Source organism: Prosthecobacter sp. (assembly GCF_044378005.1).
Lineage (GTDB): Bacteria > Verrucomicrobiota > Verrucomicrobiia > Verrucomicrobiales > Verrucomicrobiaceae > Prosthecobacter.
Window position 1 is genome coordinate 12,649 of the sequence record NZ_JBILYB010000056.1, and the last position, 25,266, is coordinate 37,914.

The 25,266-nt window shown below is 60.5% G+C and carries 20 protein-coding genes; 13 read left to right on the forward strand and 7 right to left on the reverse strand.

The window, feature by feature from the left end:
* Positions 1-4: 4 nt before the first annotated feature.
* Positions 5-235 carry a hypothetical protein gene (locus tag AC6FTP_RS12670; protein WP_497200975.1) on the forward strand — a complete coding sequence of 77 codons (231 nt, stop codon included), beginning with the start codon at positions 5-7 and terminating at the stop codon, positions 233-235.
* Here the strand turns inward: AC6FTP_RS12670 and AC6FTP_RS12675 are convergent.
* A complete protein-coding gene (locus tag AC6FTP_RS12675; protein ID WP_497207286.1) occupies positions 232-1,533 on the reverse strand; it encodes a dicarboxylate/amino acid:cation symporter in 1,302 nt (433 codons plus the stop codon). The two genes, AC6FTP_RS12670 and AC6FTP_RS12675, sit on opposite strands and share 4 nt — an antisense overlap.
* A 98-nt stretch (positions 1,534-1,631) precedes the next feature.
* Here AC6FTP_RS12675 and AC6FTP_RS12680 point away from each other — a divergent pair, with 98 nt between their 5' ends.
* The 9 genes from AC6FTP_RS12680 to AC6FTP_RS12720 all read left to right on the forward strand — a co-directional run bounded on the left by AC6FTP_RS12680 (position 1,632) and on the right by AC6FTP_RS12720 (position 16,753).
* Positions 1,632-1,994, forward strand: coding sequence for a GntR family transcriptional regulator (locus AC6FTP_RS12680; protein WP_497207287.1), 363 nt, complete (start codon positions 1,632-1,634; stop codon positions 1,992-1,994).
* Positions 1,991-2,893 carry an ABC transporter ATP-binding protein gene (locus tag AC6FTP_RS12685; protein WP_497207288.1) on the forward strand — a complete coding sequence of 301 codons (903 nt, stop codon included), beginning with the start codon at positions 1,991-1,993 and terminating at the stop codon, positions 2,891-2,893. Before AC6FTP_RS12680 ends, AC6FTP_RS12685 begins: the two co-directional genes overlap by 4 nt.
* A gap of 3 nt (positions 2,894-2,896) precedes the next feature.
* Positions 2,897-5,431 (forward strand): hypothetical protein, encoded by a 2,535-nt coding sequence (locus tag AC6FTP_RS12690; protein WP_497207289.1) that lies wholly within the window; start codon positions 2,897-2,899, stop codon positions 5,429-5,431.
* Positions 5,428-7,137: a hypothetical protein gene (locus AC6FTP_RS12695; RefSeq protein WP_497207290.1), complete on the forward strand. Its 1,710-nt coding sequence runs from the start codon at positions 5,428-5,430 to the stop codon at positions 7,135-7,137. The genes AC6FTP_RS12690 and AC6FTP_RS12695 overlap by 4 nt, the downstream gene beginning before the upstream one ends.
* Positions 7,134-9,716 (forward strand): hypothetical protein, encoded by a 2,583-nt coding sequence (locus AC6FTP_RS12700; protein WP_497207291.1) that lies wholly within the window; start codon positions 7,134-7,136, stop codon positions 9,714-9,716. Before AC6FTP_RS12695 ends, AC6FTP_RS12700 begins: the two co-directional genes overlap by 4 nt.
* Positions 9,713-11,353 carry a hypothetical protein gene (locus AC6FTP_RS12705; protein ID WP_497207292.1) on the forward strand — a complete coding sequence of 547 codons (1,641 nt, stop codon included), beginning with the start codon at positions 9,713-9,715 and terminating at the stop codon, positions 11,351-11,353. Before AC6FTP_RS12700 ends, AC6FTP_RS12705 begins: the two co-directional genes overlap by 4 nt.
* A gap of 69 nt (positions 11,354-11,422) precedes the next feature.
* Entirely contained in the window at positions 11,423-11,956 is a 534-nt protein-coding gene (locus tag AC6FTP_RS12710) for a sigma-70 family RNA polymerase sigma factor (RefSeq protein ID WP_497200967.1), read from the forward strand.
* Complete coding sequence (locus AC6FTP_RS12715; RefSeq protein WP_497207293.1) at positions 11,953-13,398, forward strand: hypothetical protein; 1,446 nt, start codon at positions 11,953-11,955, stop codon at positions 13,396-13,398. The genes AC6FTP_RS12710 and AC6FTP_RS12715 overlap by 4 nt, the downstream gene beginning before the upstream one ends.
* A gap of 73 nt (positions 13,399-13,471) precedes the next feature.
* A complete protein-coding gene (locus tag AC6FTP_RS12720; protein ID WP_497207294.1) occupies positions 13,472-16,753 on the forward strand; it encodes a beta-propeller domain-containing protein in 3,282 nt (1,093 codons plus the stop codon).
* Between the two features lie 79 nt (positions 16,754-16,832).
* On the opposite strand, the gene AC6FTP_RS12725 is transcribed toward AC6FTP_RS12720, so the two are convergent.
* On the reverse strand, positions 16,833-17,108 hold the full coding sequence (locus AC6FTP_RS12725; protein WP_497200964.1) for an HU family DNA-binding protein: 276 nt from the start codon (positions 17,106-17,108) through the stop codon (positions 16,833-16,835).
* 138 nt (positions 17,109-17,246) lie between these two features.
* On the opposite strand from AC6FTP_RS12725, the gene AC6FTP_RS12730 reads away from it, so the two are divergent.
* Positions 17,247-17,810, forward strand: coding sequence for a gamma carbonic anhydrase family protein (locus AC6FTP_RS12730; RefSeq protein ID WP_497207295.1), 564 nt, complete (start codon positions 17,247-17,249; stop codon positions 17,808-17,810).
* Here AC6FTP_RS12730 and AC6FTP_RS12735 read toward each other — a convergent pair.
* Positions 17,785-21,411: an ATP-binding cassette domain-containing protein gene (locus tag AC6FTP_RS12735; RefSeq protein WP_497207296.1), complete on the reverse strand. Its 3,627-nt coding sequence runs from the start codon at positions 21,409-21,411 to the stop codon at positions 17,785-17,787. The genes AC6FTP_RS12730 and AC6FTP_RS12735 overlap by 26 nt on opposite strands.
* 102 nt (positions 21,412-21,513) lie before the next feature.
* Between AC6FTP_RS12735 and AC6FTP_RS12740 the strand changes: the two genes are divergently transcribed.
* On the forward strand, positions 21,514-22,992 hold the full coding sequence (locus tag AC6FTP_RS12740; protein WP_497207297.1) for a neutral/alkaline non-lysosomal ceramidase N-terminal domain-containing protein: 1,479 nt from the start codon (positions 21,514-21,516) through the stop codon (positions 22,990-22,992).
* Here the strand turns inward: AC6FTP_RS12740 and AC6FTP_RS12745 are convergent.
* Positions 22,978-23,466 (reverse strand): hypothetical protein, encoded by a 489-nt coding sequence (locus tag AC6FTP_RS12745; protein ID WP_497207298.1) that lies wholly within the window; start codon positions 23,464-23,466, stop codon positions 22,978-22,980. The genes AC6FTP_RS12740 and AC6FTP_RS12745 overlap by 15 nt on opposite strands.
* On the opposite strand from AC6FTP_RS12745, the gene AC6FTP_RS12750 reads away from it, so the two are divergent.
* Complete coding sequence (locus AC6FTP_RS12750; protein ID WP_497207299.1) at positions 23,465-23,809, forward strand: ArsR/SmtB family transcription factor; 345 nt, start codon at positions 23,465-23,467, stop codon at positions 23,807-23,809. The two genes, AC6FTP_RS12745 and AC6FTP_RS12750, sit on opposite strands and share 2 nt — an antisense overlap.
* Positions 23,810-24,377: 568 nt before the next feature.
* Here the strand turns inward: AC6FTP_RS12750 and AC6FTP_RS12755 are convergent.
* The 3 genes from AC6FTP_RS12755 to AC6FTP_RS12765 all read right to left on the reverse strand — a co-directional run.
* On the reverse strand, positions 24,378-24,692 hold the full coding sequence (locus AC6FTP_RS12755; RefSeq protein WP_497207300.1) for a type II toxin-antitoxin system PemK/MazF family toxin: 315 nt from the start codon (positions 24,690-24,692) through the stop codon (positions 24,378-24,380).
* Positions 24,689-24,856, reverse strand: a complete 168-nt coding sequence (locus AC6FTP_RS12760; RefSeq protein ID WP_497207301.1) for a hypothetical protein — start codon at positions 24,854-24,856, stop codon at positions 24,689-24,691. The genes AC6FTP_RS12755 and AC6FTP_RS12760 overlap by 4 nt, the downstream gene beginning before the upstream one ends.
* Positions 24,857-24,957: 101 nt before the next feature.
* On the reverse strand, positions 24,958-25,266 hold a 309-nt coding region (locus AC6FTP_RS12765; RefSeq protein ID WP_497207302.1), incomplete at its 5' end, for a His/Gly/Thr/Pro-type tRNA ligase C-terminal domain-containing protein.

Consider the following 25,266-nt stretch of genomic DNA (forward strand, 5'->3'; position numbering starts at 1 on the left):
TGCTATGAAAACTCTCTGTCAGGCTCTCTCCATCGTCATCGGTCTCGTGTGCGCTGTGCTCATGATCTTTGGGATTATCCCCCTCCTGGGCTGGACGCTCTGGGCCACGCTGGCCGGTTGTGTGGTGGGCATCATCTTCGGCTCCTTCCCTGAAAGGAAGATCGGCCTCATCATCAATGTCGCCGTCGCCATCGTGGCGATTTTGCGCCTCTTCCTCGGTGGTGGTGTGGTTTAACCCGGCTCTGGCAGCTTCACGGGATCGCGGAGGTTCGCATTGAGCACCTCAGGCGTGACCTCCCCTTCCCAGCGGCTGATGGCGATGGTGGCGACACCGTTGCCGATGAGGTTTGTAATGGCACGACACTCGCTCATGAAGCGGTCGATGCCCACTAATAGGGCCATAGCCTCAATCGGAATGCCCGGCACCGCTGAAAGGGTGGCCGCAAGGGCGACAAAACCCGCCCCAGTGACACCGCTGGCCCCCTTCGAACTAATCATCGCCACCAGCAGCAGGCCGATTTGCTGGCTGAGATCCATGGGGGTGTTCGTGGCCTGCGCGAGGAAAATGGCCGCCATCGACATGTAGATGTTGGTGCCGTCCAGATTGAAACTATAACCTGTGGGAATGACAAATCCCACGGTCGCGGGCGCACAGCCGAGGCCGCGCAGCTTTTGGATCATCAGCGGCAGCACCGTCTCTGAGGAGCTGGTGCCAAGCACGAGTAGAATCTCTTCCTTGATGTAAGCCAGGAACCGGATGATCGAAAATCCAGCCCAGCGCGCAATCAATCCCAGGACGATAAACACAAACAAAGCCGCCGTGACGTAGAAGCCGACCATGAGGTAGAGCAGCTTTTGCAGGGAACCAATGCCGTAACTGCCAATGGTGAATGCCATCGCGCCAAAAGCTCCAATGGGTGCCGCTTTGACGACCATGCGCATGACCGCGAAGAAGACCTCGGAGATGCGTTCGATGCCATGTAGCAGTGGCTGGCCGCGATTTCCCAGAGACATCAAGGCGAAGGCGGTGAGCAGCGCGACCAGCAGCACCTGGAGCAGATTTCCTTCCGTGAAGGCGCTGACGAAAGTCTTGGGAATGATGTTCAGGAGGAACTGGACGACCGTCGTCTTTTCCGCCGTCTTCGCATACTCATGAACGGCCTCCGTGTCCTTGGTTCCGAGGCTCGCGAGGTCCGCATTGAAGCCCACGCCCGGCTTGAGCACATTCACCACGATCAGCCCGATGATCAGCGCCAGGGTGGAGACGGAGAGGAAGTAGAAAATGGTCTTCAAACCCACTCGCCCCAGCTTCTTCATATCGCTCATGGAGGCGATGCCATGCACCACTGTACAGAAGATGATGGGAGCGATCATCATCTTGATCAGGTTGATGAAACCGTCGCCGAGCGGCCTCAGCGCCTTCCCTTGAGCTGGAAAGAAGTATCCGAGGGCGATGCCGATCACGACAGCCACGAGCACCTGGACATAAAGGATGCGATACCAAGGCGAGCGGGTGGATGGAGCTGAACTCATGCGAAAGGAAGGCAGGAATTAGAACTCAAGACAACGCTAAACAGGAAAATCATTTGCCAGTGTATTAGTTGTGCTGTTACACTAGTCACACCTAGCCCATGCTGCCTTTTTCCATCCAGCTCACCGACGGCACGCCCGCCTCCGACCAGATCCTGCTGGCCGTGCGCAAGGCGTTCCTCACGGGGCAGATGAAGGCCGGAGATACTTTTCCCAGCGTGCGCACCCTGAGTCAGGAACTGCGCATCAGCCCCACCACGGCGCACAAGGTCGTGCTGCTGCTCAAGGACGCCGGCTGGCTCAATTCACGGCCCGGCATCGGCATGGTCGTCACGGTGCCGGACCAGCCTGACCTCGCGGAGCGGCTCGCGCAGATCACACCGGAGTGCCGGGCGCTGCTGAAGGAAGCCGCCGACCTCAATCTCACCCTCAACCAAGTCATCGCCCACCTCAAAAGCCTATGATCACCATCGAGAACCTCCACAAACGTTTCCGCAAAACCGATGCCGTCGCCGGATTGAGCCTGCAAGTGCCGGAGGGGCAGGTCACTGCCTTTCTAGGCCCGAATGGCGCTGGCAAAAGCACTACGATCAAATGCCTGCTCAACCTGCACCGTCCTGACAGTGGCAGCGCGACAATCCTGGGAGTTGATTCACGCAAGCTAGGACCGAAGGAGTTTACCCAGATCGGCTACGTCTCTGAAAACATGGAACTGCCGCTGTGGATGACTGTGAAGCAGTTCCTCGACTACTGCCGCCCACTCTATCCGAATTGGGACAAGGCCTTCGAGGCCCAATTGCTCAAGCAGTTCGACCTTCCGCTCACCACGAAGCTCAAAGACCTCTCCCGCGGCATGAGGATGAAAGCCGCCCTGCTCAGCAGCCTCGCGTATCGGCCTAAGCTCGTCGTGCTGGATGAGCCCTTCAGCGGACTCGATCCGCTGGTGCGCGATGAATTCATCCGCGGCCTCCTCGAACTCACCGAGCAGGAAGGCTGGACCGTTTTTGTGTCCTCGCACGACATCGAAGAAGTCCAGCGCCTCGCCGACCGCATCGCGATCATCAATCGTGGCCAGCTCGCGCTCGATGAAACGAGCGACAGCCTGCAAAGCCGCTTCCGTGCTGTGGAAATCGTGCTGCCCGATCAAGCGCGAGCGCCGGTGAACCTACCCACCGACTGGCTGCACGCCGAACAGGCTGGCCGCACACTGCGCTTCACTGCCAGCCGTTTTCAAAATGACGCACAGCTCGCCACCGCACTTCGTGAGGCACTGCCAGCCGCCTCCGCGCCTGAAATCCGCCCCATGAGCCTGCGTGAGATCTTCGTTGCCCTCGCCCGCGCCTACCGTCTCGAAGGGAAATGAACCATGAACCTCGTCCGGCATCATTTTCGCAAAGAGTTCTTCTATCTGCGGCTGCGCTGGTTCGCTTTTCTGGCGCTGCTGGGCTTTGAGCTGGCCGTCAATCTGGAGTGGCTGCTGCCGCTGCGCGCGGGTGTGGCGTCGCCAAGCTGGCTGGCGTATTTGCCGGTGGTGATTCTGCTCAGCGGCCTTTCGCTGCTGCTGTCCTGTCCTGAGGACCGGCCGGGCACAGACCGCAGCTTCATCAGCACACGACCGCTGCCCGCGCAGGCGTATTGGATGGCGCGTGTTTTGATCTGGCTGCTGCTCATCGTGCTGCCGGTCGTTTTGCAAAACGGACTCTACCTCGAACTCTCTGGCAGGTCGTTTGGAGATGTGCTGCGCGGCATGGCGGAGCGTCTTTGCTTTGCGGCAGGTTTCACCGCGTGGCTGCTGCCCATGCTGGGCTTGTGGCAGCGGAGGGAGGTGTGGAAGCTGCTGCTGACCCTCGCGCTCACACTGTTCGTCGCGTCGAAGTTACTCGATGTCGCGACGGCGGATTCGGGCACGATCAGTTTTTACCAGACCTGGCCTATGCTCGCGCTGGGGTGGGGCGTGTTTGCCTTATTGAGCAGCGCGCTGGTCTGGCGGCACCTGACTCATGGCTATTCTTTTCGGCGACGCCTTGCGCTGACCTCGCTCGCGGGCCTGCTGGGCTTGTTGGCGGCCCGATTCGGATCGTGGGGCGATTCGCCGCCGGTTTCGCAAGATGCGGCACTCGTTCAAAAACTCGCTCCAAATCTCCAACCGGCCTTCGATCTCGCCGAAGCCCGATTTGAAGGCGCTGAGCAAAGTTTTGGCCCGTTGCTTCGCGGTAAGTTGCAGGCAATCACGGGCATGAAGGACGTGCATGTGGTGCTTCGACCTATCAGCAGTGTTTTCACTCAGGCAGGTTCATCCCGCCATGTTGAGAGTGCAGAGAACCATCCGTATCGTCCTTCGGCCTACTTCACCCCGCAGTGGGAGGTCTATCGCGGGAATCAGGTGCTGAGTGGCTTCTTCCCCAAAAGCACGCTGTTCATGCCCAATGATGAGTACATGCCCAAGTGGACGCTGAACGACCAGCCGCTCACTCCACTGGCCGCTTTTTCCGAACCACATCCGCAGTTCGATGAGTTGCTCGGGATCGAGACCGATTTCATGGTGGACTGGTTCCAGCGGGATCTGGCGCTGGAGATGCCCGTCGTTGCAAATGCCAGTGCGGAGTGTGATGAAGTGCGCTGGAAAATCCTGCGCGTCAGTCCTGCAGAGGGACCCAAGCCTGGGGCGCTCACACTTTTCCTGCATCAGGAATCGCTGGCGCATTGGGATGCGGAAAACGGGCAGGCCATCCTGTTGCATCTGCCAGCGCAGCGCCTGGTCCGCCTGGAACCCACGAAGCAGACGATCGTGAGCCAGCGTGGCGATCACACGGGCTGGCGTCATTCGCTGCTGGAGGTGACGTGGAGTAACATCCTCAACCATGCCGATGGCGAGCCGACCGGTGTCGATCTCGCCGCCGCGCGGCTCATCCTGCTGCGCAGTCGTTTTCTCGGCCAGAGTCGCACGAGCTGGAAATCGCCTGAAATCCGGCTGGCGGACATTCCTTCCAATTGGGGCAACGAGCTCCGTTGGGACGAGTCCGAAGTTCTTTACCGCGGACGTGAGACGAAAGCCTTCCAAGAGCGCGTGGCGACTCTGAATCCGCCCTCCGCTGAAAGCAGCGAGAAGGAAGCCAGACGCTATGTCTATGATCTCTTCTCTGCGGCATCAGGCACACGAGCGGTGTATTCCAATGGGTCTCATTTGCAGATCACGCAGGCGTTTGAGCCACTGGGACGGCATCATCTGCCGCTGATGCTAGAGCTGCGCTCACATGAATGGCCCGGCTGGTCCAACAAACCGCCAAACAACCTGCTCGAAGGCTTTGTGAACGAGGATCAGCGTGAGGCGCTGGTCGAACGCGCTCCGAGTCACGCCATGCTGGCCGATCTCGTCGTGCGCAAAGGCTGGGCGGAGGTGGCGAAACGGCACAAGCCCCGCCTCCTAGCGTCCCCCGTGCTGCCGCCGGGAGCGAAGGCGCTGCTGCTGGCCTGGAAAGACGATCCCGAAGTGGCTGCGAGACTCATGCAGGAAGCCCGGCATGACTTTCACGGCGAAATCATCCACGCACTGGACAAAAAACCGGAAACACGGCCGCAGATCGAGACCGTGGTGAAGGAGGAGTTCGAGGACACCGTCCTGCTGATGCAATCCATGCAGTCAAACCGCAGTGTGGAGTGCGCGGCGGAGTTTGGCTCGGTGGAGGCCTTCGAGCTTTGCCTGCGATGGCTGGGACTCGATGGCGATGCGGGCCGCGAGGTGTCGGGTCCCCCCTATCCATCCCTACTGAAAGCCGACGGCAGTCGCTTCTGGGACAAACGCATGCCCGAGCACGAGCGGCGGCCCTTTTTCCGCCGCCTGAAGGTGAGCGATTTTGTGTATGTGCCTGAAAAACGAGCCTGGAGGTTTCTGAAGCCATGACTGCCGCACCTTTCTTCGCTCGTGTCATCCATCAATGCCGTGTCGAGTGGCGGCACCAGCGGTTCATGGTGCTGCTGTGGCTACTCGTGCTTGTCCTGCGCCAGTGGCACCGTGTCCTGGAGGCGAAGAACACGTTTTCGCCGTTCGCCTATGTGAATCTGGAGCTTTGGCTGGCGGTCACGCCCATGCTGATAGGTGCTGCTGTCGTATGGCGCTCCGTCAGCGCGGACTCACCCTCAAACACCGATACCTTCAGCCTCACGCGGCCTGTGGGACAGGCGGCGTTGTGGTGCGGGAAGCTTCTTTTCATTTTCACCGCCGTGCTGCTACCGCTGTTGCTTGTGCTGAGCCACGGCTGGCGCGGTTTTGACCTCGGCGCGGTTCAATGGGCGGCCATGAGCGGCGCGGTGCTGCTCGCGGTTGGTCTGCTCTGCGCCCTGGCGGGCGGAGTGACCGCGCTGGCTTCGTCCTCGCGTCAGGTAATCGCCCTGGCGGTGCTCTCGCTCGTCGGTGCGGGCGTGTGGCTGGCCATGCAGCAGACCTGGACCGAACCGGAGCCAATCACGCCAGCAACACAGCGTGTTCAGCTTTGCGGCAGCTTCGTCGCGGCGCTTTTGGCTTTAGCAGGCCTCACAGCGGCCTGGTGGTGCGCCACGGTGCCGAGGCGGCGACTCCGCGCGGCGGGCCTGTTGCTCGGAACGCTGCTTGTTTCAGCCTGGATCGACCACACTTGGCGCACGGAGTGGATCACGCGTCCCGAGAATCAATACGCCAACGCCTCCAAACTCGCTTTGAAGTTCGGAAAGGCCGATCCGGCGGACAAAACGCCCGGACGCGGCCTCTGGCCCACGTTGCGCATCACCGGCCTCGGCAAAGATGAGGTCGTCAGCATCCTCGAATTCGCGCCTGTTCGTGAAAACGAGCCCTGGCCGCCCGAAGGCAGCCACACGGACACCCCGAGCACCGAACGCGGCTACGGCTCATGGCTGCACCACGACCACACGCGGGCGCTTTTCAAGCACTACCCCGCCACCACGCTCTGGCGGGACCACATCCGCAACGATGCGGTGTACAACGGTCGCAAGACGCTTGATGCGCTGCTGCAAAGCATGCGCCTGAAACGCGAGGATGCCATCCAGCGTCCCTGGCGGCTGCGGCTCGTCGTGCATGAGATGAAACGCCTTACCACCATGCCTTACCGGCAGATGTGGACACAAGAAAACACATTCCTCATCCGTCCCGGCATGAGATTAGAACTGAATGCCTTCGCCTGGCTGCGCGATGCATGGGAGATGCACGGCCGCGTTCATCGCCTCGCCTCCTCCGTGCTACCCATTGATGCCTTCCGCAATGCCACCGCGCGGAAGCATGAACTGGACGACGATTTCTTCCTTGTGCTCGAAGACAAGGAACTGCGCGAGAACGAGGCCCACACTCTCGGCCTCGTCAGCCGCGAGCCACGGTATGTCATCTGGCAGGATCACAGCGGCCTCTGGCTCCATGAGGAGAACCAAGGCTTCGAAGTCCGCCTCTGGCACCCGCGTGAGCAACAGGTAATCCTCCAGCGCACCCACGATGAATGGATCGATCAACAAGATGCCAGTCTCTGGCGCGCTGAGGAGCGCGGCATCGTGGAACTGGAGATCACTCCCGAGCAGATGGCTCAGGTGATGCCGGAACCCAAACTTGAGCCCAAAAAGCCATGAGCTCGGTCCTCCATCATTTCCGAAAAGAGTTCCGCTGGCTGTGGCCGAGGTGGGTCGTGTTTCTCGCCGTGCTGGGCTTCGATTTGGCAATGAGCTTGGGCTGGGTGCTGCCGATGAAAGTGGACGCTACCTACGGTCTTTATGAGATGATGGCGGTGCTGCTTTGGATGGTGGCGCTGTGGGTGGGTATCAGCGGAGCACCAGAGGATTCGGCGGAGGGTGGGCGTGCGTTTTCGGCGACTCGGCCGCTCGCGCGGCGGCATTTTTGGATGGCTCGGTTGCTCGTCTGGCTGCTGCTCGTGGTGCTGCCGATGGCGCTGGAGTCGGGGCTGTATCTCGTGCTGCTGCGGCGGCCATGGGGCGATGTCGGGCTCGGCATGGCGGAGCAGTGCTTCGTGGGTGGAGCGGTCGCGCTGTGGGTGCTGCCGGCAGTGCTGCTGTTTCGGAACTGGCAGCGCTATGTGGCGCTGGTGGTGTTCTTTGCACTGTGGATCGGAGAGTATGGGCGAGAGATCCTCACGCAGGTCTTCAAGCTGATCGATTTCGAGCCTTCAAATGTATTCCCGCTCGTGGAGCCGATGCGCTATGTGCAGTCGGTGGGGCTCATCGGGCCGCTGATGGTGGCGCTACTGGTGTGGCATCAGCGGCAGGGGCTTTCTTTATTCATGCGGCTCTCACTGTTGGCGCTGCTGCTGCTCCTTTGCCAAGTTGTCGCCGTCTTGCCGATCATGGACATGTCCCAGCAATCGCTGACGGATGCGGGCTTGCTGAAACATCTCCAAGAGTCGCCAACCGAGGTTCAGGCGCGGGACATTCGGGCTGATCCTAGCACGGATGATCAGATGAACGCGCGCCTCTTGATGAGGGGAGAGCTGAAGTTTGAAAACCTGCCTCGCGGTGTGGTGCCATCGGTTTGGGATGATGGTTCCATCTTCCGCCAAAAGGGTCGTGAGCTGCCGACTTCTCCGGCCAGGTATTCGACATCGAAGACCCCGTCTTCCGCCAGCCACATCTTGTTTGCACGTGCTCTGGGTGGCGACCTGCCCGCGCCATGGCCTGCGGATGCGCTGACGATGGATTCCGGCAACACTTACAATTGGATGTATCTGCCCTACCTGCCTGAAATGGAGGATCGAGAGACGCCTGTGGAGGTGGACATGCGCTGGGGTGTGCACTGGATTCAGATGCGCGAGCTGGGGAATGCGCCGCTGAAGGTGGGAGCGCGCATCACGTCGCCAGAGGCTGAGCTGGAGGTGGTGGACATCGAAGTCGGCAAGGATGGTCGAGGCTCGAAATCACCGACGTCGATCACGCTGACGGTGAGGGAAGGATTCCGCATGCTCGGCACCCCAAACATATTCTGGCCGCTGCATCCGATGCTGATGATCCATGCGCCGGGTAAGCGGCTCATTTGGCAGAAGGAGGTGAACGGATTCACTGACTGGCGTGGGATGCGGCATGGCTGGGTGCACACGCTGAAAAAGGTGTCGTTTGGCGATGTGCTGCGCCCCGGCACAGGCGTGACACCAGAGACGGTGAATCTCCAGCAGCTTGTGTGGCTGAAGCCTGACTACATCGGCAGCACGCGGCATGAGGCCAAGATTACGGACCTGCGCCTGAGTGAAAAGCTCGACGACCGCTCTGAATGGCCCTCGGTGGCTCCGACTCTGCGTCAGCGCGAAAACCCGCGTGAGGAGTTCCTGACTCACCTGCGGGGTCTGAAACGTCCTGCCGTGGATGCGCCACGCGAGGAGATGGCGAGATTTGTGGCGGCGGTGATGAGTGCCTCAAGCAGCTATCATGGGCGGCATGCATGGACTGAAAACCTGGAGCCAAAGTGGCCGGGCAATGATCGTGAGATGGGAGAGCTGATCGCGACCTACATCGTGAAGCATCCCGAGCTGCTCACGGGTGCGAGGATCGAGAAGGAGGGAGATGTCCTCGGAGCCATCCTGCTTCATGCGGGTATCCCAGGCTTTCAGCGCGGCGAGGGCGAAGAGTCGCCGTCCTACCTGCGTCTCTTGCCAGAACCGGGTCGGCCAGAGGTGACGCATCAGCTCATGCGCAAGCCGTGGTGGCAGGGGAACAGTGGCGAGATCATCCCGGTGGTGATCGCCATGCTGAAGTCGGGTTCGGATGAGCCTTTCCGTCCACTGGTGAACGAAGAGAAGATACCGATTGAAGAGCTTTGGAGACTGTTTCGCGGCACAGCAGACGGTTTCAACCTGCGGACGCTGGCGGCTGATCCGAAATATCGTGAGCAGGCACTGCGGGAGGTGAATCGTCAATATGCGGGACTGCCGCGTCGGGTGAATTTGGAGAGCAATGAGTCACAAGTCGTCGCCGCCGAAGCGGTGTCAGGTGATGCGGCGGCGCTGGGCTGGCTGCTACGCTGGTGGGGCACGCGCGAGGAGACGGGCGTTTCGGTCCGGCTCCGCCTCTGCGACTCCTATTACGCGGTGTTTGGCCGGCAGATCACGTTGCGCGAGGTGCCTGCGCTGATCCTCGAAAGCCGCCGCAGGTCGGCGAAGGACTACCGCTATGACGCGAAAAAGATGATTTGGGAACTGCTGCCATGACCTCTGTTTTGACTCATCCTTCATTCCTCCGCCGTGTGCGTCATCAGGTCGCGCACGAGTGGCGGCATCAGCGCGGGCTGGTGCTGCTGGAGTGGGTCTTCCTCATGCTGGCCTGCTTTGAGACACTGCGTGAAAAACCGCAGGAAGCGGCGCTGCCAGTGACGGTGCCTGCACTGCTCGCGCTGGTCATCGTGGCGAGATCCGTGCGTGCCGATGCGCCGGGAAATGCGGAGGTGGCATCTCACACGCGTCCGGCGGGCCGCTCGGTAGTGTGGGCGGGGAAGGCCATCTTTTTCACCCTGGCACTGCTGCTGCCATGGGTGGCGCATGGGCTGCCGCAGTTCGCTGGTTACGGCTTTGGATTCCAGGAATGGCTGGGCTTGCTCGTGGAAGGTTTTTTGCCTGCGGCTCTGCTGGGCGTGGTGGTGGCAGGACTGATCGGTCAGGCGAACTCGATGCGGCAAAACATCGTGCTGAGCTGTGTGGCGCTGATCATCATCTTGGGGCTGCAGTGGGTGATCGTGTCCTCCGAATGGAGCGGAGAAAAGCGCTGCGGTGCCATCGTGGCGGGTGGTCTGCTGCTCGCGGTGCTTTTGGTGTCGTGGTGGCAAAGTGTGCGACTCCGCCCTCGTGCCTCGTGGTTGTGGCTGATCGGCGGTCTGGCGCTGGCGGCACCGCTGTCGTATGTCTGGCCGTGGAACTGGCGTGCGCTGCCGGAGCAGAACTATACGGATACAAAACTCACCCTGCATATCGGCACGAAGCCCGCTGAGCCTGCACAGGAGCTCTGGCGCGGGCTGCATCTGGTTGGTCTGCCGCCGGATTATGTCGCGTCTGTCATCGCGCTAGCGCCTGTGCCGAAAGGAAAGGCTAAGTGGCCGCCGCAGGATGTGATTTCTTCCGACTACACCTCGGTGAACGAGACGACTCGTGAGGAGGAAAGTCTGTGGCGCTGGATGCGCGAGGATCATGTCGCGGCCATCGCGCCGCATTATCCGGCAAATTCGCTCTGGCATGGCAATCCAGCCGAAGATGTGCGCGGGCCGGAGATGCAGAAACTCGTGGCCTACACCGAGGCGGGCGATGCCGATGCGATGAAGCGCCCGTGGCGGCTGCGTCTGGCTGTGCAGAAAATGCAGCGGGTGTTTTCCAAACCGATGCTGGAAGTGGTCCGCGTGCCGCAGTCAATCACGCCGAGGCAGGGCTATCGGCTCGACTTTTGGCTGAAGCGTCTGGATAACCCGAACAATGGCGGCCAACTGGACATAGCCGCGATGCTGCGCCGCCGCTTCCCACTGCTCATGCCGGATGGCAGCCATGCCAGGCCGCGTCCGCTCGGCTACATGGCCGTGGAGAATTTCCTCCCCGTGCTCCACAGCCCTGCGCTCGGCGAGATCTGCGTCAGCCACGAGGGTGGGGAGCAATTCAGCTACCGCGACACCCTGCTTCTAGCGCGTCACGACCGCCCGGCGGGCTTTGATTTCGCCCATCCGGTGCCACACATGGACATCGCGGGCCTGACGCTGGAGCGGTGGGTGAAGGACAGCACGCTGGACCTTTGGTGGCCCGAGCAGCGCGGGGTGATCGACCTCGAAATCAGTGTGGATGAAATGCAGCGACTGGTGAAAAATCGCTGATTTGGCCTCTGCTGAAGATTTTTTGTCAGGAATCTAGGCTGTCTGCCAAAGTGACAGTGAAGCCCTGCCATGTCTGACCCAAGCCACGACCAATTTCTCCCCTACTTCCTGCCTGTGCAGGCGGATCTGAGGGCGTTCATTGGCGCGGCAGTGAGGGATGTGGTGACTCGGGAAGATGTGTTTCAGGAGGTGGCGATGATCCTTTGGAAGAAATTCGACCTCTATGATCCTGCGCGGCCCTTCGGTGCCTGGGCACGGGGTATCGCCATTCGCAAGATCCTGGAGGACCGCCGCCTTCGTGGAAAGCTACCGGAGTCCTGCACGGCTGAAACCCTAGAGGCGCTCTCCGCAGGATTCGCTGCGGATGAGGCGGAGGCTCCTTGGGCGGACCGTGAGAAGGCGCTGCATCATTGCCTGGAGCAGCTCCCGGAGCGCAGCGGACGCTTCATCCGCGAGCGTTATCACCAGAATCATAGCATCGAGACGATGGCCGCTGACGCGGGACTCAGTCTGGATGCCCTTTATCAAACCCTAAGCCGACTCCGCCGCCAGCTCCGCGACTGCGTGCAGCGTCGGCTCGGCCTCACTCTGGACGAATCATGACTCTTCGTGCTGACAGTCCTGAATTTGCCGAGCTCGCCTCCCGCTGGATGGATGACACCGCCACGGAGGAGGAGGCGGAACTGCTCTGGCGCTGCATCACGGAGTCTCCGGAATGCGCGGCAGAGTTTGCCGCTATCTCCAGATTTGATGGCCTGCTTGCAGACACGGTGAAGGCTCGTGATGTGGAGATCGAGGCACGCAAGGTCCTGGCCGTCACACCACGCACGAAGACGATCGTGGTGCCGCGTCCGCAGCCGTCGGTTTCGATGCGCGGTTTTGCCATCGCAGCTGTGCTGGTGGTGATGGGGCTGATCACCGCGATGCTCTGGCCTTCAGCGTCTGTAGAAGAGCCGAAGGTGGTAGAAGTGATGCCGAAGGTTCCCGTGGCACCTGTGATGCCACCTGCCTTGCCGAAGTTTCAGCCCGCCCCCGCGCCGGCTCTCGATATGGCGGTCACGCAAGGTGCTGCACCGGTGGCAGAAGTGACTCTGACAGAGCGTCTGGATGACTTCTTCCTCAACGGCGTGGCGCTGGATCGTGTGCCCCTGAGCCAGGCCCTGGCGACCCTGCAGCAGCAGCTCGTGCAGGCGGACTATCTGAAGACTCTGCCGCTAAGCTCCCTGCGTGTAACGGTCCCCGCAGGTGCAGCAGCGCGGCGGGTGACTTTTCAAAGCGCCACGATCCCCTATCTCAAAGCCGTGCGCGCCGTGGCAGCTCTGGCCGGGTGCGATGTGCAGGTGGAGGCCACGAGCATCACGCTCATCCTTCAGCAGGGCATCTTCCCCCAGGTGACTGAGAAGCGTGCGCTCGGGGATCTGCTGGCAGGCCGCCTCACACCGGAGGGCACAGCGATGGCCGAAGATGAAGGACGTGTGGCTGCACTCTGGGAGGATGCCACACTGGTGGGCCTCGCCGTGATGGAGGATGGTTCCGCCAGCATCTCTCGCGGCCAATGGGAAGCGCTCCGACAGATGACGGACTCACGAGATGCCCTGGGAAGCATCCCGATGCCCACCTTTGCCCTCTATGTGGTGCCTGAAGAGTCCGCACCGCCTGAAGGTGTAATGACGCAGCAGGAGTTGCAGCAGTTCCAACTGAGTGCGGAGAAGGCAGGCTTCCAGCCGGTAGCCTCTTTAACTCCAGATCCTTCCCAACCAGAGCCTGGTGAACTGCTCGCAGCCACCGTCACTGGAGACAGCGTCAATGTCGGACCTCAACAAGTCAGCGAGCTTTCTGGAGTTCGATCGGTTACGACGACTCTGGCTACGGGCAGCAGCATGGACGCTGCGGGATTCTCCCTGCGGATGATGTCGCTCAGCAGCACTTCGGATCTCGCCATCCAGGCAAGCGTCCAGGCTTTCCAAGCCAACGGCATCCAAGCTGCCGTCATCGCCGTCCCTGTCCAGCCCACGACTCAACCGACCACGCCACCCGCCCCTTAGTCGGCAGGTAAATCAACAAGAGCCTTGCCTCTCTGAACTATTTTCCAGTAATCTCTCCAACCCAACCCCAGTCATGACCTCACGTCTCCTCACCTGCCTTGCCATTTTGACGATGGCATCCAGCCTGTCCCCTGACCTCGCCGCGCAGCCCGCCACCGCGACCTCCCCTGCTGTGACTTTGCGCCTCGCGTTGAAAAAGAAGATCGTCACCGTGGCCGTGGACCGTAGCATCCAGCAGGTGGTGCTGGAACAAAAGGCCGGCGAAGGCTGGAAGCCGCTCTCAGTGGCTTATCCCCCGACGACCACGATGAGTGTGCTGCCTGGGTCCACGAGGATCGTCACCTTCAAACTCGCGACGGACATCCCTGCCTCCAATCTGCGCGCGCAGGGCTACCGAAATGCCAAATTCCCCGCGCGCTTCCAGCGCGGGATGCGCACCTTTGATCGAAAGGATCTCACCAGCGGTCAGGGGCTTGTGCAATCATCCGTAAACTCAGGCAATGTGATGGCTTCAACAGCCGTCACAGACACCAAGGGAGGCACCACAGCCGCGAAGGTCGTTGAGTCTGATATTTGGCAGATCGTGGGAGATCAGGTCTATTTCTTTAACCAATACCGTGGCCTGCAGATCCTGGACCTAAGTGATCCCACGCAGCCCGTGCGCACTGGTAGCCTGCGCCTGCCTGCGAGCGGAGAGCAGATGTTCCTGCTCGATGAAGCGGGCACTCAGGTGGCGCTGCTCGGACGCTCTAATGACAAAGCCCGTCAGGGCGCGGCCACCATCTGGCTCATCCGCGTTACCGGTGGCGTGCCTGCCATCGTTGGCGAAGTGCCGCTGGAAGGAGCCATTACCGACAGCCGCCTCATCGGCACCACGCTGCACGTGCTGTGCAGTGTCTGGTCTCCTGGCGCGAACAATCAGAACTGGAGCAGTGAAGCTGTGCTCACCAGTATCGACCTCGCTGATCTCAGCGTAGCGACCAAGCTCGGCACACTTCGTTTTCCTGCTTACAGCGCCGTTCTCCAGGCCGCTGGCGGGCATTTGCTCATCGGCACGCAGAATTACCTCAGCAACTATGCGACCCAGCAGCGCGCTCTTCACCTTATCGATATCACGGCGGCACCTGCCCTCGTGAAGACCTTTACCCCGCGCGGCCAGATTCAGGATAAATTCAAAATCAGCATCGTCGGAGATGCCGTCGTCGCCGTCTCACTTGATTGGCGGAACTGGAATGACCGACAGACCTGGGTCGAAACCTTCCCCATCGCAGGCAGCACCATCACCCCGCTCGCTGCGCTGGAACTCGAAGGCGCGCGTGGAGAAAGCCTCTATGCTACCCGCTTTGACGGTGATCGCCTCTACGTGGTGACATTCCTCCAGATCGATCCCCTTTTCATTGTGGATCTCGCAGATCCCGCCGCGCCAGTTCTTTCCGGCGTGCTCGAAGTCCCCGGCTGGAGCACTTACCTCGAACCCCTCGGCGATCAACTCCTCGCCGTTGGAGTCGAAAGCGGCCGCGTCACCGTCTCCCTGTTTGATGTGGCCGATGTCACTGCTCCCACCTTGCTCTCACGCCTGGCGCTCGGACCCGAGGGCGGGCACAGTTGGAGCGAGGCAAACTACGATGAAAAGGCGGTCGAGTATCTGCCGGATCAGGGCGTGGTTATGGTGCCTTTCCAGACTTGGGACTGGAACTCAGGCGGCCAGCAGAAGGCCATCCAGGTCGTCAATGTTGGCGCAGACACACTGACCGCCGGTGCTACCATCGAGCACAACTTCAACCCACGGCGCGGCAGCTTCATCGCAGGTCACTTCGTCACCATCTCAGGCCAGGAACTCCTCGTCCACAGCACGGACCCAACGGCCAGTGGAGCCCCTGTGATTCAGCTTCCTCTGGCATGGCGCACCGATCGCGTCATCCCTGTCGGTGGCCATCTGGTGCAGATCGAAGATGGAAATTCAGGTCTCTGGAATGGCGGCATGATCTTCCGCTTGTCCCCAATCGCAACAACCAGCGGTAACGCAAAACTCCGGATTACTTCCGCCGCTGACCCAGATGCCCTGGAGCAGATCATTGATCTCGGGTCCGGTCAGATCGTCGGGCAGACACAGAAGGACGATCAGCTATTTCTCGCCCAGTGGATTCCAGCCGCAGACAAGCAACCACAAAGCCTCCGCACTTTAGCTCTCGACCTCGGCAGCACATCGCCCGTCATCACTGAATCTGGCCGTGTGGAGCACGACATCACGGGCTTGAACTCCTGGGAACTCAAGCTTGATAGCGTGAAACCACTCTGGGTCGGTGATCAAAAGCTCGTCTGGCACCTCCCGGTCAATCAGAATTATTACTGGTGGTGGGGCCCGATCTTTACGGTCCTGCCCGTCTTCAATATAGCTCCAACGAAAATCGCAGTGACCAATGCTGCAGTCGTGAGTCCACCTCCATCAGTAGCAGCTGCCAGCTCCCCGATTGTAGTCGTTCCACCAACAGTAAGTCTCGGCTCACCCGCCGCCGTTCTATGCCCAGTCTCACTCGACGCTGCTGGACTCATTGCAGACACCCCACAAGTCGTCCGCGTGAATGGCACGGTGCGCGGCACGAGCACGGCCTTCACTCAGAGTGGTTTTATCTTCCTGAGCTACGACACCGCTGTGCAGGAAGTGCTTCCCAAACCTCAAAAAAGTTTACTGGCAAGCACCAGCATTGCGATCCTCCCCTATTTCCCTTATCCCTACACGACGCGCTTAGCCTCTTGGCTCCAGGTGATCGACTGGCGCACAAACAGCCCAGTGTTGCGTGATCCGGTTTCCATCCCTGGCCAGCTTCTCAGTATCGCCCAAGCGGATGCACAGGGCGCGGTGATCCTCACCAACAGCGACCAGCAAATCAGCACCAACGGCCCAGCCACCCGCGTCATCCAGGCCAGCGGCTATGATGGCGTCAGTGCCTGGCAGCTCGACAGCTACATCACCGCCACCCCCTTTTACAGCGCGACCGCCACGGATGGCGTGCGCCTGTATCTGGCACGAGAGGCAGGCACCGTTGGCGTCGTCGGCATTGGTTACAATACAACTACCGGCCGACTCGCGCAGATCAATAGTTGGACCACCACCGAAACCCCGGCGCTGCTGAATGTGGCCGGCGGTCACCTCCTCGCCAGCAGCTACGGCAATCTCGAAGTCGCCTCCATCCATCTCAGCACGGGTGCGCTCACCGCCGTGGCCTCCTATGACACCCCCACCAATCTCTGGCTGCGTGTGGACCGCGCCGCATTCACCCCCACGCTTGATCTCTGGATTCCTGCCGCCGACTATGGCGTTGAGTTGCTCCAGCGTGCGGCGCTGGCACCTTGATGCTCTTAAACTAGGGCATAAAAAACCCCGCAGGTCACGGGCACTGCGGGGTTGATTATTCCAACTGGAAGGCCCTGAATTACAGGGAGCCCTTCAGGGAGGATGAGGCGACAAAGCGCACGGTCTTCGAGGCTTTGATCTTCATCGCAGCGCCAGTCTTCGGATTGCGTCCGGTGCGGGCAGCGCGCTTGGCGACCTTGAAGGTGCCGAAGCCGATGAGCTGCACATTGCCATCTTTCTTCACGCCTTTGGCGATTGCTTCGAGCACGGCTTCGAGAGCATCGGCAGTGGCGCGCTTGCTGGTGTCACCACCGAGGTTCTTCTGCACCAGTTCGAGGAGTTGAGCTTTGTTCATGTTGTTGTCCGATTGTTGGTTGCTAATGTGTTCGTGGAGTTTCCGCTAAATTGTCGCGGTTTCAGCGGCGATTTAGCGGCTTCGATCCTTTTCCGTCAAACACAAAAATCACCGCCAACCCAGCATCCACGCGGATTTATGAGCGCACCTTCTCTTAAAAAGTTCTTGATTCCCGCCATTCGCCCATTCGTTCCGAGGTCCGCTTTCATCGCTCCCGGAGCCGTCGTGCTCGGCGCGGTGGAGTTGGGGGAAGAGTCGAGTGTTTGGTTCGGTAGTGTGCTGCGCGGAGACATCAACCGCATCGTCGTCGGTGCACAATCCAACGTCCAAGACGGCTCCGTGCTTCATGTCAGCGACGATCACGCCTGCATTCTCGGAGATCGAGTCACCGTCGGTCATCGCGCCATCGTCCATGCCTGCACCGTGGGAGATGAGGTGCTCGTCGGCATGGGAGCCATCATCCTTGATGGAGCCGTCATCGGTGCCCGCAGCACCATCGCCGCAGGTGCCCTCGTGACGAAGAACATGGAGGTGCCCGAAGGCTCTCTCGTCATGGGATCACCCGCGAAAGTCGTGCGCGCTCTCAGCCCCGAAGAGCAGGCGGCAAACAAACAACTCGCCATGAAGTACGTCGAGGTCTCCCGCCGCTACCTCGCTGAAGATGTCGCCGCCTTGATCACACCTTCGTCAATTGCCGCCTGAGAGCCAACTGCACACCAGTGAGGATCAGCGCCATGATGAAAAGCATCACGAGGCCGTTGATCCACAGCGTGCTGAACTCCGTGCCAAAGTAGCGCTTGCTCGTGCCGAAGAAAACATTCGGACTCCGCTTCCTGCGGTAGTCCTCACGCTCCATCTCGGCTTTCGTCACGAGATCCAGCACCTTCCGGTTCACATACACCTCCTCGGCGCTCACGCCGTCCTGCTGCTCCAGTGCACGCTTCAGCAGTTTCGCATCGAGCTGACCGTGGATGGTGGCATTGCGCACTTCATTGAGCAGTCCCACCGCCTCATCGGCATTCCTGGCATAAAGCCCGGACACCACCGCCAGCGCCTGCTTCGCCGTGTCGAGGTCACGCTGCTGATCCTTGGTCATTTTGATGTCTGCTGGCAGATCCACGAGTTCCTGAATACGCGCCTCCAATTGATCCTGTGCAGCCGTGAGCGGATTCAATTTCGCCTGTGAGATAAGCATCGCCTCATAACTCCAGCGCAGCGGCATGAACTGACAGATGAAGGGCACCTTCAGCTTGCTCGGCTCACTCTCCTCCGTCATGCCGGCGCGTTCCATCCAGCGTGTCACCGAATAGACGAAGTCGAGATTCTTGTTCATCTCCTCATACTTGATCAGCGCCCCGCCGAGGATGATCTGCGGGATGAGCAGCAGCGGGATCGCGTTGATGGCCGTGCGATTGTCCCCCACCACGGTCGAGATCAGCAGCCCCATGCAAGCGCCTGTGAGTGCCGTGATAAACATCCACCAGAGGTGAACCCAGAACATGTCCCGGATCTCCAGCAGACCGTTGCCGATGATCAGATAAATGAAGCACTGCACGAGCGCGAAGGCACTCAGCGAGATCACCTTCCCGCACAGGTAATAAAAGGTGCGCAGGTTGTGATTGCGCTCCCGATTCAGCAGATGCCGGTCACGGATGATCTCGTCCGCGCTGTTCGTCAGACCCAGAAACATCGCCACGACCAGACTCATGAAGAGGTAGGTCGGCACATGGAAGGCCGTGGCAAAGGTGTAGTTCTCCTCCTCGCTGTATTTCAGTACGCCAGAAATCAGGAAGGCCAGCAGAGGCGCTTCAAGCAGTGTCGTGAGCAGATTCGTGCGGTTCCTCAGCTTCGAGAGGAAGGCACGCTTCAAGTTCGTGTAGAAGAGAATGCTCTCTTCCCGCAGCGTGTGCGTCGGCTGCTTCGGCACCGTGCGGGAGCGTGCCGTGCTGTGGGAATCCTCACGCGGACGCGAAATCACATTCGTCGCGCCCGGCATGGCCTGCACCTTGGCCATGCTCTCCAGCAGCAGATGACTTTGATAGCGGTCGCGCCAGAAGTTCGGCGGGAAGCGCCGCGCCGCCACCATGTGCCCATCGGCACTGCGCTCCTGGATGATATCCCCGCTGATGTCACGCAGCGGCGTCTCCAGCACGTCGAAGACAAAGTCCGGTGTAATGTTCCCCGGCATCTCCGCTTCACGCTGGCCAGTCTCGTCATTGTAGGCCTTCCAGAAGTATTCCAGCAAACCCTGCGGCGTCCCGAAGTAGGCCATCTTGCCGCCTTTATCCAGCAGCAGCGCTTTATCGAAGGTCTGGAGCAACCTCATGCTCGGCTGATGGATGGACACCATCACGATCTTGTTGCGCGCCAGACTGCGGATGATCTCCAGCACATGCTCGCTGTCCTTTGACGACAGACCCGAGGTCGGTTCATCAAAAAGGTACACATCCGAGATGCCGATCATGTCCAGCCCCGCGTTCAGACGCTTGCGCTCACCGCCTGAGAGAAACTTCTGCTCCGGTGTGCCCGCCAGACGCTTGCGCATGTCCGCCAGACCGAGTTCCGCCAGCTTCGCCTCCACACGTTTCCGGCGCTCTTCTTCCTTTAAATGTGGGCAGCGGATGGCCACGGAAAAATCCAGGTTCTCCTGCACCTTCAGCAGCGGATCAAAGGCATCCTCCTGCGGAATGTAGGCGATGTAGGGCGTGAGATTCGGCCGGTTGCCATACAGCGAGAGCCCATTCATGAGCACCTCGCCGCCGCGTGTTTTGAGCTGGCCCGCGAGCACCCGCAGCAGCGTGCTTTTCCCGCAACCACTCGGCCCCATGACACAGATCATCTCACCACGCCGCGCGATCAGGCTGATGCCATCCAGCGCTGTGTCTTTGCTGTCGAAGCGATGCGACAGCTCACGCACCTCCATCTGGCGGATGACGTTCTTTTCCTCCTCGATGATGCGGTCGCTGAAGTGGCAGCGCAGATACTGCCCCTCGCCCAGCGTGATCGTCGCCCCGTCATCCAGTGAGATGCGATCCCTCACAGGAATCTCGCCGATGAAAATGGGCCGTGAGGATCGCAGCACCTCCACCGAGCCGGTCTTCTGCGCGTAGTTGCACTCGATGCGCAGCAGGATCTCTCCCTCCGTGTCTTCGCTGAGCAAAATGTCACCTTCTTCCAGCAACTCAGGCTTGTTTGAGACGAGGTAAGTATTGCGGCTGCCTTCCAGTCTGAACTGCCCGCCAAACTCCTGCGCCCGCACACGCAGATCTCGCAGCGCGATCTCGATCTCACCATGCGCGATGATCTTGTCCTCGATGGATGCCTCCACACGCGTGCCTTCACGCAGCACGACGCCATTAATAGTCGCGCTCGTATTGCGCAGCGCCTCCACCGTCACTCCCAGGCCAAAGCTCAGCCGCAGATTCGTTCCACGAGTCCGCTGGGAGGAGATCTCGGCATCACCCGTCTCCGTCAGGATGAGGTAGAGCTGCGCGCCTGTGAGCGTCTTCTTCGCATTGAAGTAGGACGTCAGGTCATTAAAATCCAGCGTCACATCCTCCAGCACCACACGCTCTCCAGGATACAGACGCGAGAAATCTCCCGGCGGCAGACGTCGGCTCCGCACGAGGATCGGCACCTGTCCTGTGTTCTTGATCAAGACCAGATTCTGATACCGGAAAGCCGTGATCACACAGCCCTTGGTCAGCGAGCGCAACACCACGGAGTTTGTCTCATGCGATCCGATCTCCAGCGTCTCCAAAGGCTGGCCGCTCTTCGTCACAAACTCCTCAGGAGAATGATCTCCCGCATTCAGCTGATACACGATGTCGATCGCCTGGGCCGCGATGCCCAGATTCGTCATGAAGAGATAGTACTCCACCAACTGCCGCTGGTTCGACACCGACTGCGAGATCAGCAGATATAGCTGCACGCACAGCAGGATCTTTTGATCCATCTGGAGCTGGCCGCTCAGATCCTTCGCCCGCTCGCCCAGGTCCTGAGGCTGCTGCAGCGCCTCAAAGTAAAGCCGCCGCATGTCCGAGTACATCGCGCCCGAGTAATCGTAGCGCAGGTAACCCAGCGAACGCTCGATTTCCTCCTCCTCCACATCTCCATCGAGTTTGGAAAAGCCTGCGAAGACCTCGATCAACACCGGCAGCATCGCATCGCGCGTCGCCGTGAGTTGCACGCCATCCTGGGGGTGCCCGAAAAACTTGGCCCACCAATTCAGCGCCTTCGCCACCGGCCCGACGGGTTCCGGCGGGCGCTGAATCAAAGGTCTCGGCATCTGGGCGGTACTCATGCAGGGGGAGGCGCGCCGAGTATGGCGGGCAGGGCTGCGAACACAACCGCTCTGTGTTCGCGAAGCCTGAAAGTTGTCCGCGTTCATTCCCTTTCATCTCCCATGCCCCAGCCTTCCCGCACCGAAGACCCCACGCCGCAAAGCCGCTGTCGTTTCGCTTTGAAGTGGTGCGACATCACACCGCCTGCCGACATCTACCACCGCATGTGGGGCGCAGCGAAGCATGAACGGGCCACCGGCATCCACCGACCACTGCGAGCCACCGTGACCGTCTTTGCACCGATGGAAGGCAACGAACGGCAAATCCTGCTCGCGCTCGATCATTGTGTGATGGGAGCCACGGAGCATGCGAATCTCGTCGCGCAGGCCGCGGAGATCGGCGGTGTGGCGAAGGAGGAAATTCTCGTCGTCTTCTCGCACACGCACGGCGCGGGCTTGATGGGCTTGGATCGGGCAAATCTGCCCGGTGGAGAGCTCATTCCGCCGTATTTGCTTTCACTCGGCGAAAAAGCGGGCGCTTTGATCCGCGATGCCATCGCCTCGCTTCAGCCCGCAGGCATCGTGTATGGCCGTGGCAAGTGCTCGCTGGCCGCACATCGCGATTTTTGGGACGGGAAGCAGTTCGTGTGCGGTCACAATCCCGGCGTGCCTGCCGACGACACCATCATCGTCGCTCGCGTGACCAATGACGATGGCAAGATGCTCGCCAGCATCGTGAACTACGCCTGCCATCCCACCACGCTCGCGTGGGAAAACACGCTCATCAGCCCCGACTACATCGGCGCGATGCGTGAACTCGTCGAACGCGACACCAGCGCTCCCTGCCTCTTCCTTCAAGGTGCCAGCGGCGAACTCGGCCCACGCGAAGGCTTCGTCGGCGACACCGCCGTGGCAGATCGAAACGGCCGCGAACTCGGTTACGCCGCGTTGTCGGCCCTCACCGCCCTTCCCGCCGCTGGGACGACCTTTGTGTATGCCGGCCCCGTCGTCTCCGGTGCCACACTCGGCTCGTGGAAGCATCAATGCATCGATCTCGCCGAAAAAGCCACCTGGCAGCTCCAACGCTGGCACGAGCCTCTGCGCTATCGTCCTGGCCAGCCCACCGCCGAGCAAACCCAGGCCGAACTCGATCAATTCAAGGCCGACGAAGCCGCTGCCCGCAGCGCAGGCGATGAAACCCGCGCCGCCGACTGCCGTGCCATGGCCGAACGCAAAACCCGCCTCCTCCATCGCCTCCGCCAGCTCCCGCGAGGCGATGCCTATCCTCTCCAAGTCGTCCTCTGGCACCTCGGCGACGCCCTCTGGCTCGGCGTCCAAGGCGAAAGCTACTCCCTCCTCCAAACCGAACTCCGCCGCCGCTTCCCCGACCAAATCATCCTCATCGCCACCATCGCCGCCGACTGGGGAGCCAGCTATCTCCCACCCCGCGAGCTTTACGACACCGGCATCTACCAAGAGACCATCGCTGTCGTCGCGGCGGGAAGCTTGGAGCAGTTGATTGAGACTGTGGCGGAACGCATCACCTCAAGATCATCCCCCATCTCAGTCAGGGCATCGGCTTCGCCCTCATGCCCGACCTGACCAAGCCCGCCGCCCCCCAAATCGGCCCCACCCGCGCCAAACTCCTGTCCCTGCAGCTGCGTTTGGAGCAGGCCCAGGCTTGACTGAGATATCCCTGGGCAGAAAGCCCTTCTCCAGCCGCCCGAATACGGAGTCGTCCCGCTTGTTGGGAGACTCCGGTGCCTCGATTGCGGAGCCGTGCTGCTTGTCAGGAGACTCCAGCACCTCGATTGCGGAGCCGTGCTGCTTGTCAGGAGACTCCGGCACCTCGATAGCGGAGTCCGCACGCTTGTCGGGAGGCTCCGGCACCTCGATAGCGGAGTCCGCACGCTTGTCGGGAGGCTCCGGCACCTCGATAGCGGAGTCCGCACGCTTGTTGGGAGACTCCGACATCTCGATTGCGGAGTCCGCACGCTTGTCGGGAGGCTCCGACATCTCGATTGCGGAGTCTTCCTGCTTGTCAGGAGGCTCGGTTTCCTGGCAAACTGAGTCCATGAGCACACCGGCAGCCCCACCCACCATCCCTGCTCCACCGCCGCAGGTCATCCCCGCCGACACCGTCTATGCCGCGCTCGGCGATCCCACCCGCCGGAGGCTCCTCCAGATCCTCGCCCACGGCAAAGGCCTCACCGCCACCGTCCTCGCCAGCAATGTCAGCAAGAAACTCGATGCCACCCTCAAGCACCTCGTCGCCCTGCGCGGTGCGGGTCTCGTCATCACCGCCGAGAACCCCGACGACGGCCGCCGCCTCCTCTACCACCTCGCCCCCGGCATCCCCGTGACGAAGACGGAACGCGGATGGGAGATGGACTTCGGGTATTGTTTGGTGCGGTGTTGAATGAAGAGGCACTACTAGCAGACATCTAAGATTATCAACTTCACGAGCATGAGCTACGCGCCAACAACCGACCCTCAGTTTCAAAGTACGGTGGAATCGTGGTTTCGCAGCCAGGACGAACTTCTTGCGCTCATTCGTTACTCGCACGCGGGAGGTAATCGGGAGTATGAGTTCTTTTCCCGTATTCAGGATTTCGCCATGAGATTAAGCCAGTTGCCGCATCTAACGTGTGTCATTGTGTTTCGCCAACCACAGCTTCCGATTCGTGGAGTTGTCGATGATGATTTCATCGCCACTTGCCTCAAAAGCATTCCCGATGGGGCGGAGTATTGTGTAACAGAAACTGTTCGTAGAGTCTATGGGCGAGCGTCGTGGTTTCACCATGCTTCAGGGGAGTCGCACGCCGAACTTCGCAGTGACCTTGATGACTGTCGCGGAACTCCAGTCGCTGCCGGGTTATACCCACCTTGGCTTCATGACAGCGCTGATGTTATTTCTGCGGTTGTTCCAGTCGAGCATGGGGTGGCGAGATCAGGGACTTATTGATGCGACATCATCTCGCTGACCTTCAACGCAACCCCAACCAGACTTTCAGTGCAGCCTCGACCTTCTCCAGCGTAGCAGCATCACACACGGTAAGCCGACGAATCAGCTGCACATCGGGCACGGTGCCGATGGACTGAACGTCAAAAGCTCCGGCAAGAAATTTGGAAGCTTGGTGAGGCACTTCGTATTCGGTGCCGCGTGTGCTTGTGGTCCTGGCGACATAACTGACCAAAGCTCGCTCCTCGTCTTTGTAGGCGACGCTGAGGATCAGGACAGGACGTGTCTTTTGCACCATGCCCAGGTCGATCAGCCAGATCTCGCCGCGCAGAGCCGTCAATCTTCCCACTGCTGGCCCTCCCCTTCCTCGGCATCGTAAAGGGCGAAGACGCTGGATGAGGCCGCCAAGGTGGCTTCACGCTCGGCGAACCATTCACGCAGTTGGCCAAACTCCTCAGGAGGGAGCGTTTCGATGGCCTTTTCGATTTCGAGGACAGTGCTCATGACGTGGATTCTAACGACTCACGCCAATCGCTTCAAGCAAAGAGAATCACGGTAGAGGAAGGTGCGAACCTTCCTCTCAGCCGTAACTCTGACGCATTTCGTTACGAAACCAACGGCAGCAGCTTCCCGAGCAGGTCGCTGATCTTCACGCGTTCCTGCTCGCCGCTGTCGCGGTGGCGGAGGGTGACGGTGTCGAGGAGTTCGGGGCCTTTTTCGCCGAGGGTGTCGAAGTCGATGGTGATGCCGAAGGGCGTGCCGACTTCGTCCTGGCGGGCGTAGCGGCGGCCGATGCTGGCGGTCTCGTCGTAGAAGCAGTTCATGTGCTTCTTCAGCAAGGCATAGACTTCACGGGCTTTGGCGACGATTTCAGGGCGGTTCTTCAGCAGCGGGAAGACGCCGACTTTGATCGG

Bases quoted from the DNA above. Each gene is read 5' to 3' on its own strand.
- AC6FTP_RS12690 (WP_497207289.1), top strand. From the start codon at position 2,897: ATGAACCTCGTCCGGCATCATTTTCGCAAAGAGTTCTTCTATCTGCGG.
- AC6FTP_RS12670 (WP_497200975.1), top strand. From the start codon at position 5: ATGAAAACTCTCTGTCAGGCTCTCTCCATCGTCATCGGTCTCGTGTGC.
- AC6FTP_RS12760 (WP_497207301.1), bottom strand. From the start codon at position 24,856: ATGAGCACTGTCCTCGAAATCGAAAAGGCCATCGAAACGCTCCCTCCT.
- AC6FTP_RS12720 (WP_497207294.1), top strand. From the start codon at position 13,472: ATGACCTCACGTCTCCTCACCTGCCTTGCCATTTTGACGATGGCATCC.
- AC6FTP_RS12730 (WP_497207295.1), top strand. From the start codon at position 17,247: ATGAGCGCACCTTCTCTTAAAAAGTTCTTGATTCCCGCCATTCGCCCA.
- AC6FTP_RS12740 (WP_497207297.1), top strand. From the start codon at position 21,514: ATGCCCCAGCCTTCCCGCACCGAAGACCCCACGCCGCAAAGCCGCTGT.
- AC6FTP_RS12725 (WP_497200964.1), bottom strand. From the start codon at position 17,108: ATGAACAAAGCTCAACTCCTCGAACTGGTGCAGAAGAACCTCGGTGGT.
- AC6FTP_RS12685 (WP_497207288.1), top strand. From the start codon at position 1,991: ATGATCACCATCGAGAACCTCCACAAACGTTTCCGCAAAACCGATGCC.
- AC6FTP_RS12735 (WP_497207296.1), bottom strand. From the start codon at position 21,411: ATGAGTACCGCCCAGATGCCGAGACCTTTGATTCAGCGCCCGCCGGAA.
- AC6FTP_RS12705 (WP_497207292.1), top strand. From the start codon at position 9,713: ATGACCTCTGTTTTGACTCATCCTTCATTCCTCCGCCGTGTGCGTCAT.
- AC6FTP_RS12710 (WP_497200967.1), top strand. From the start codon at position 11,423: ATGTCTGACCCAAGCCACGACCAATTTCTCCCCTACTTCCTGCCTGTG.
- AC6FTP_RS12680 (WP_497207287.1), top strand. From the start codon at position 1,632: ATGCTGCCTTTTTCCATCCAGCTCACCGACGGCACGCCCGCCTCCGAC.
- AC6FTP_RS12675 (WP_497207286.1), bottom strand. From the start codon at position 1,533: ATGAGTTCAGCTCCATCCACCCGCTCGCCTTGGTATCGCATCCTTTAT.
- AC6FTP_RS12700 (WP_497207291.1), top strand. From the start codon at position 7,134: ATGAGCTCGGTCCTCCATCATTTCCGAAAAGAGTTCCGCTGGCTGTGG.
- AC6FTP_RS12745 (WP_497207298.1), bottom strand. From the start codon at position 23,466: ATGGACTCAGTTTGCCAGGAAACCGAGCCTCCTGACAAGCAGGAAGAC.
- AC6FTP_RS12715 (WP_497207293.1), top strand. From the start codon at position 11,953: ATGACTCTTCGTGCTGACAGTCCTGAATTTGCCGAGCTCGCCTCCCGC.
- AC6FTP_RS12750 (WP_497207299.1), top strand. From the start codon at position 23,465: ATGAGCACACCGGCAGCCCCACCCACCATCCCTGCTCCACCGCCGCAG.
- AC6FTP_RS12695 (WP_497207290.1), top strand. From the start codon at position 5,428: ATGACTGCCGCACCTTTCTTCGCTCGTGTCATCCATCAATGCCGTGTC.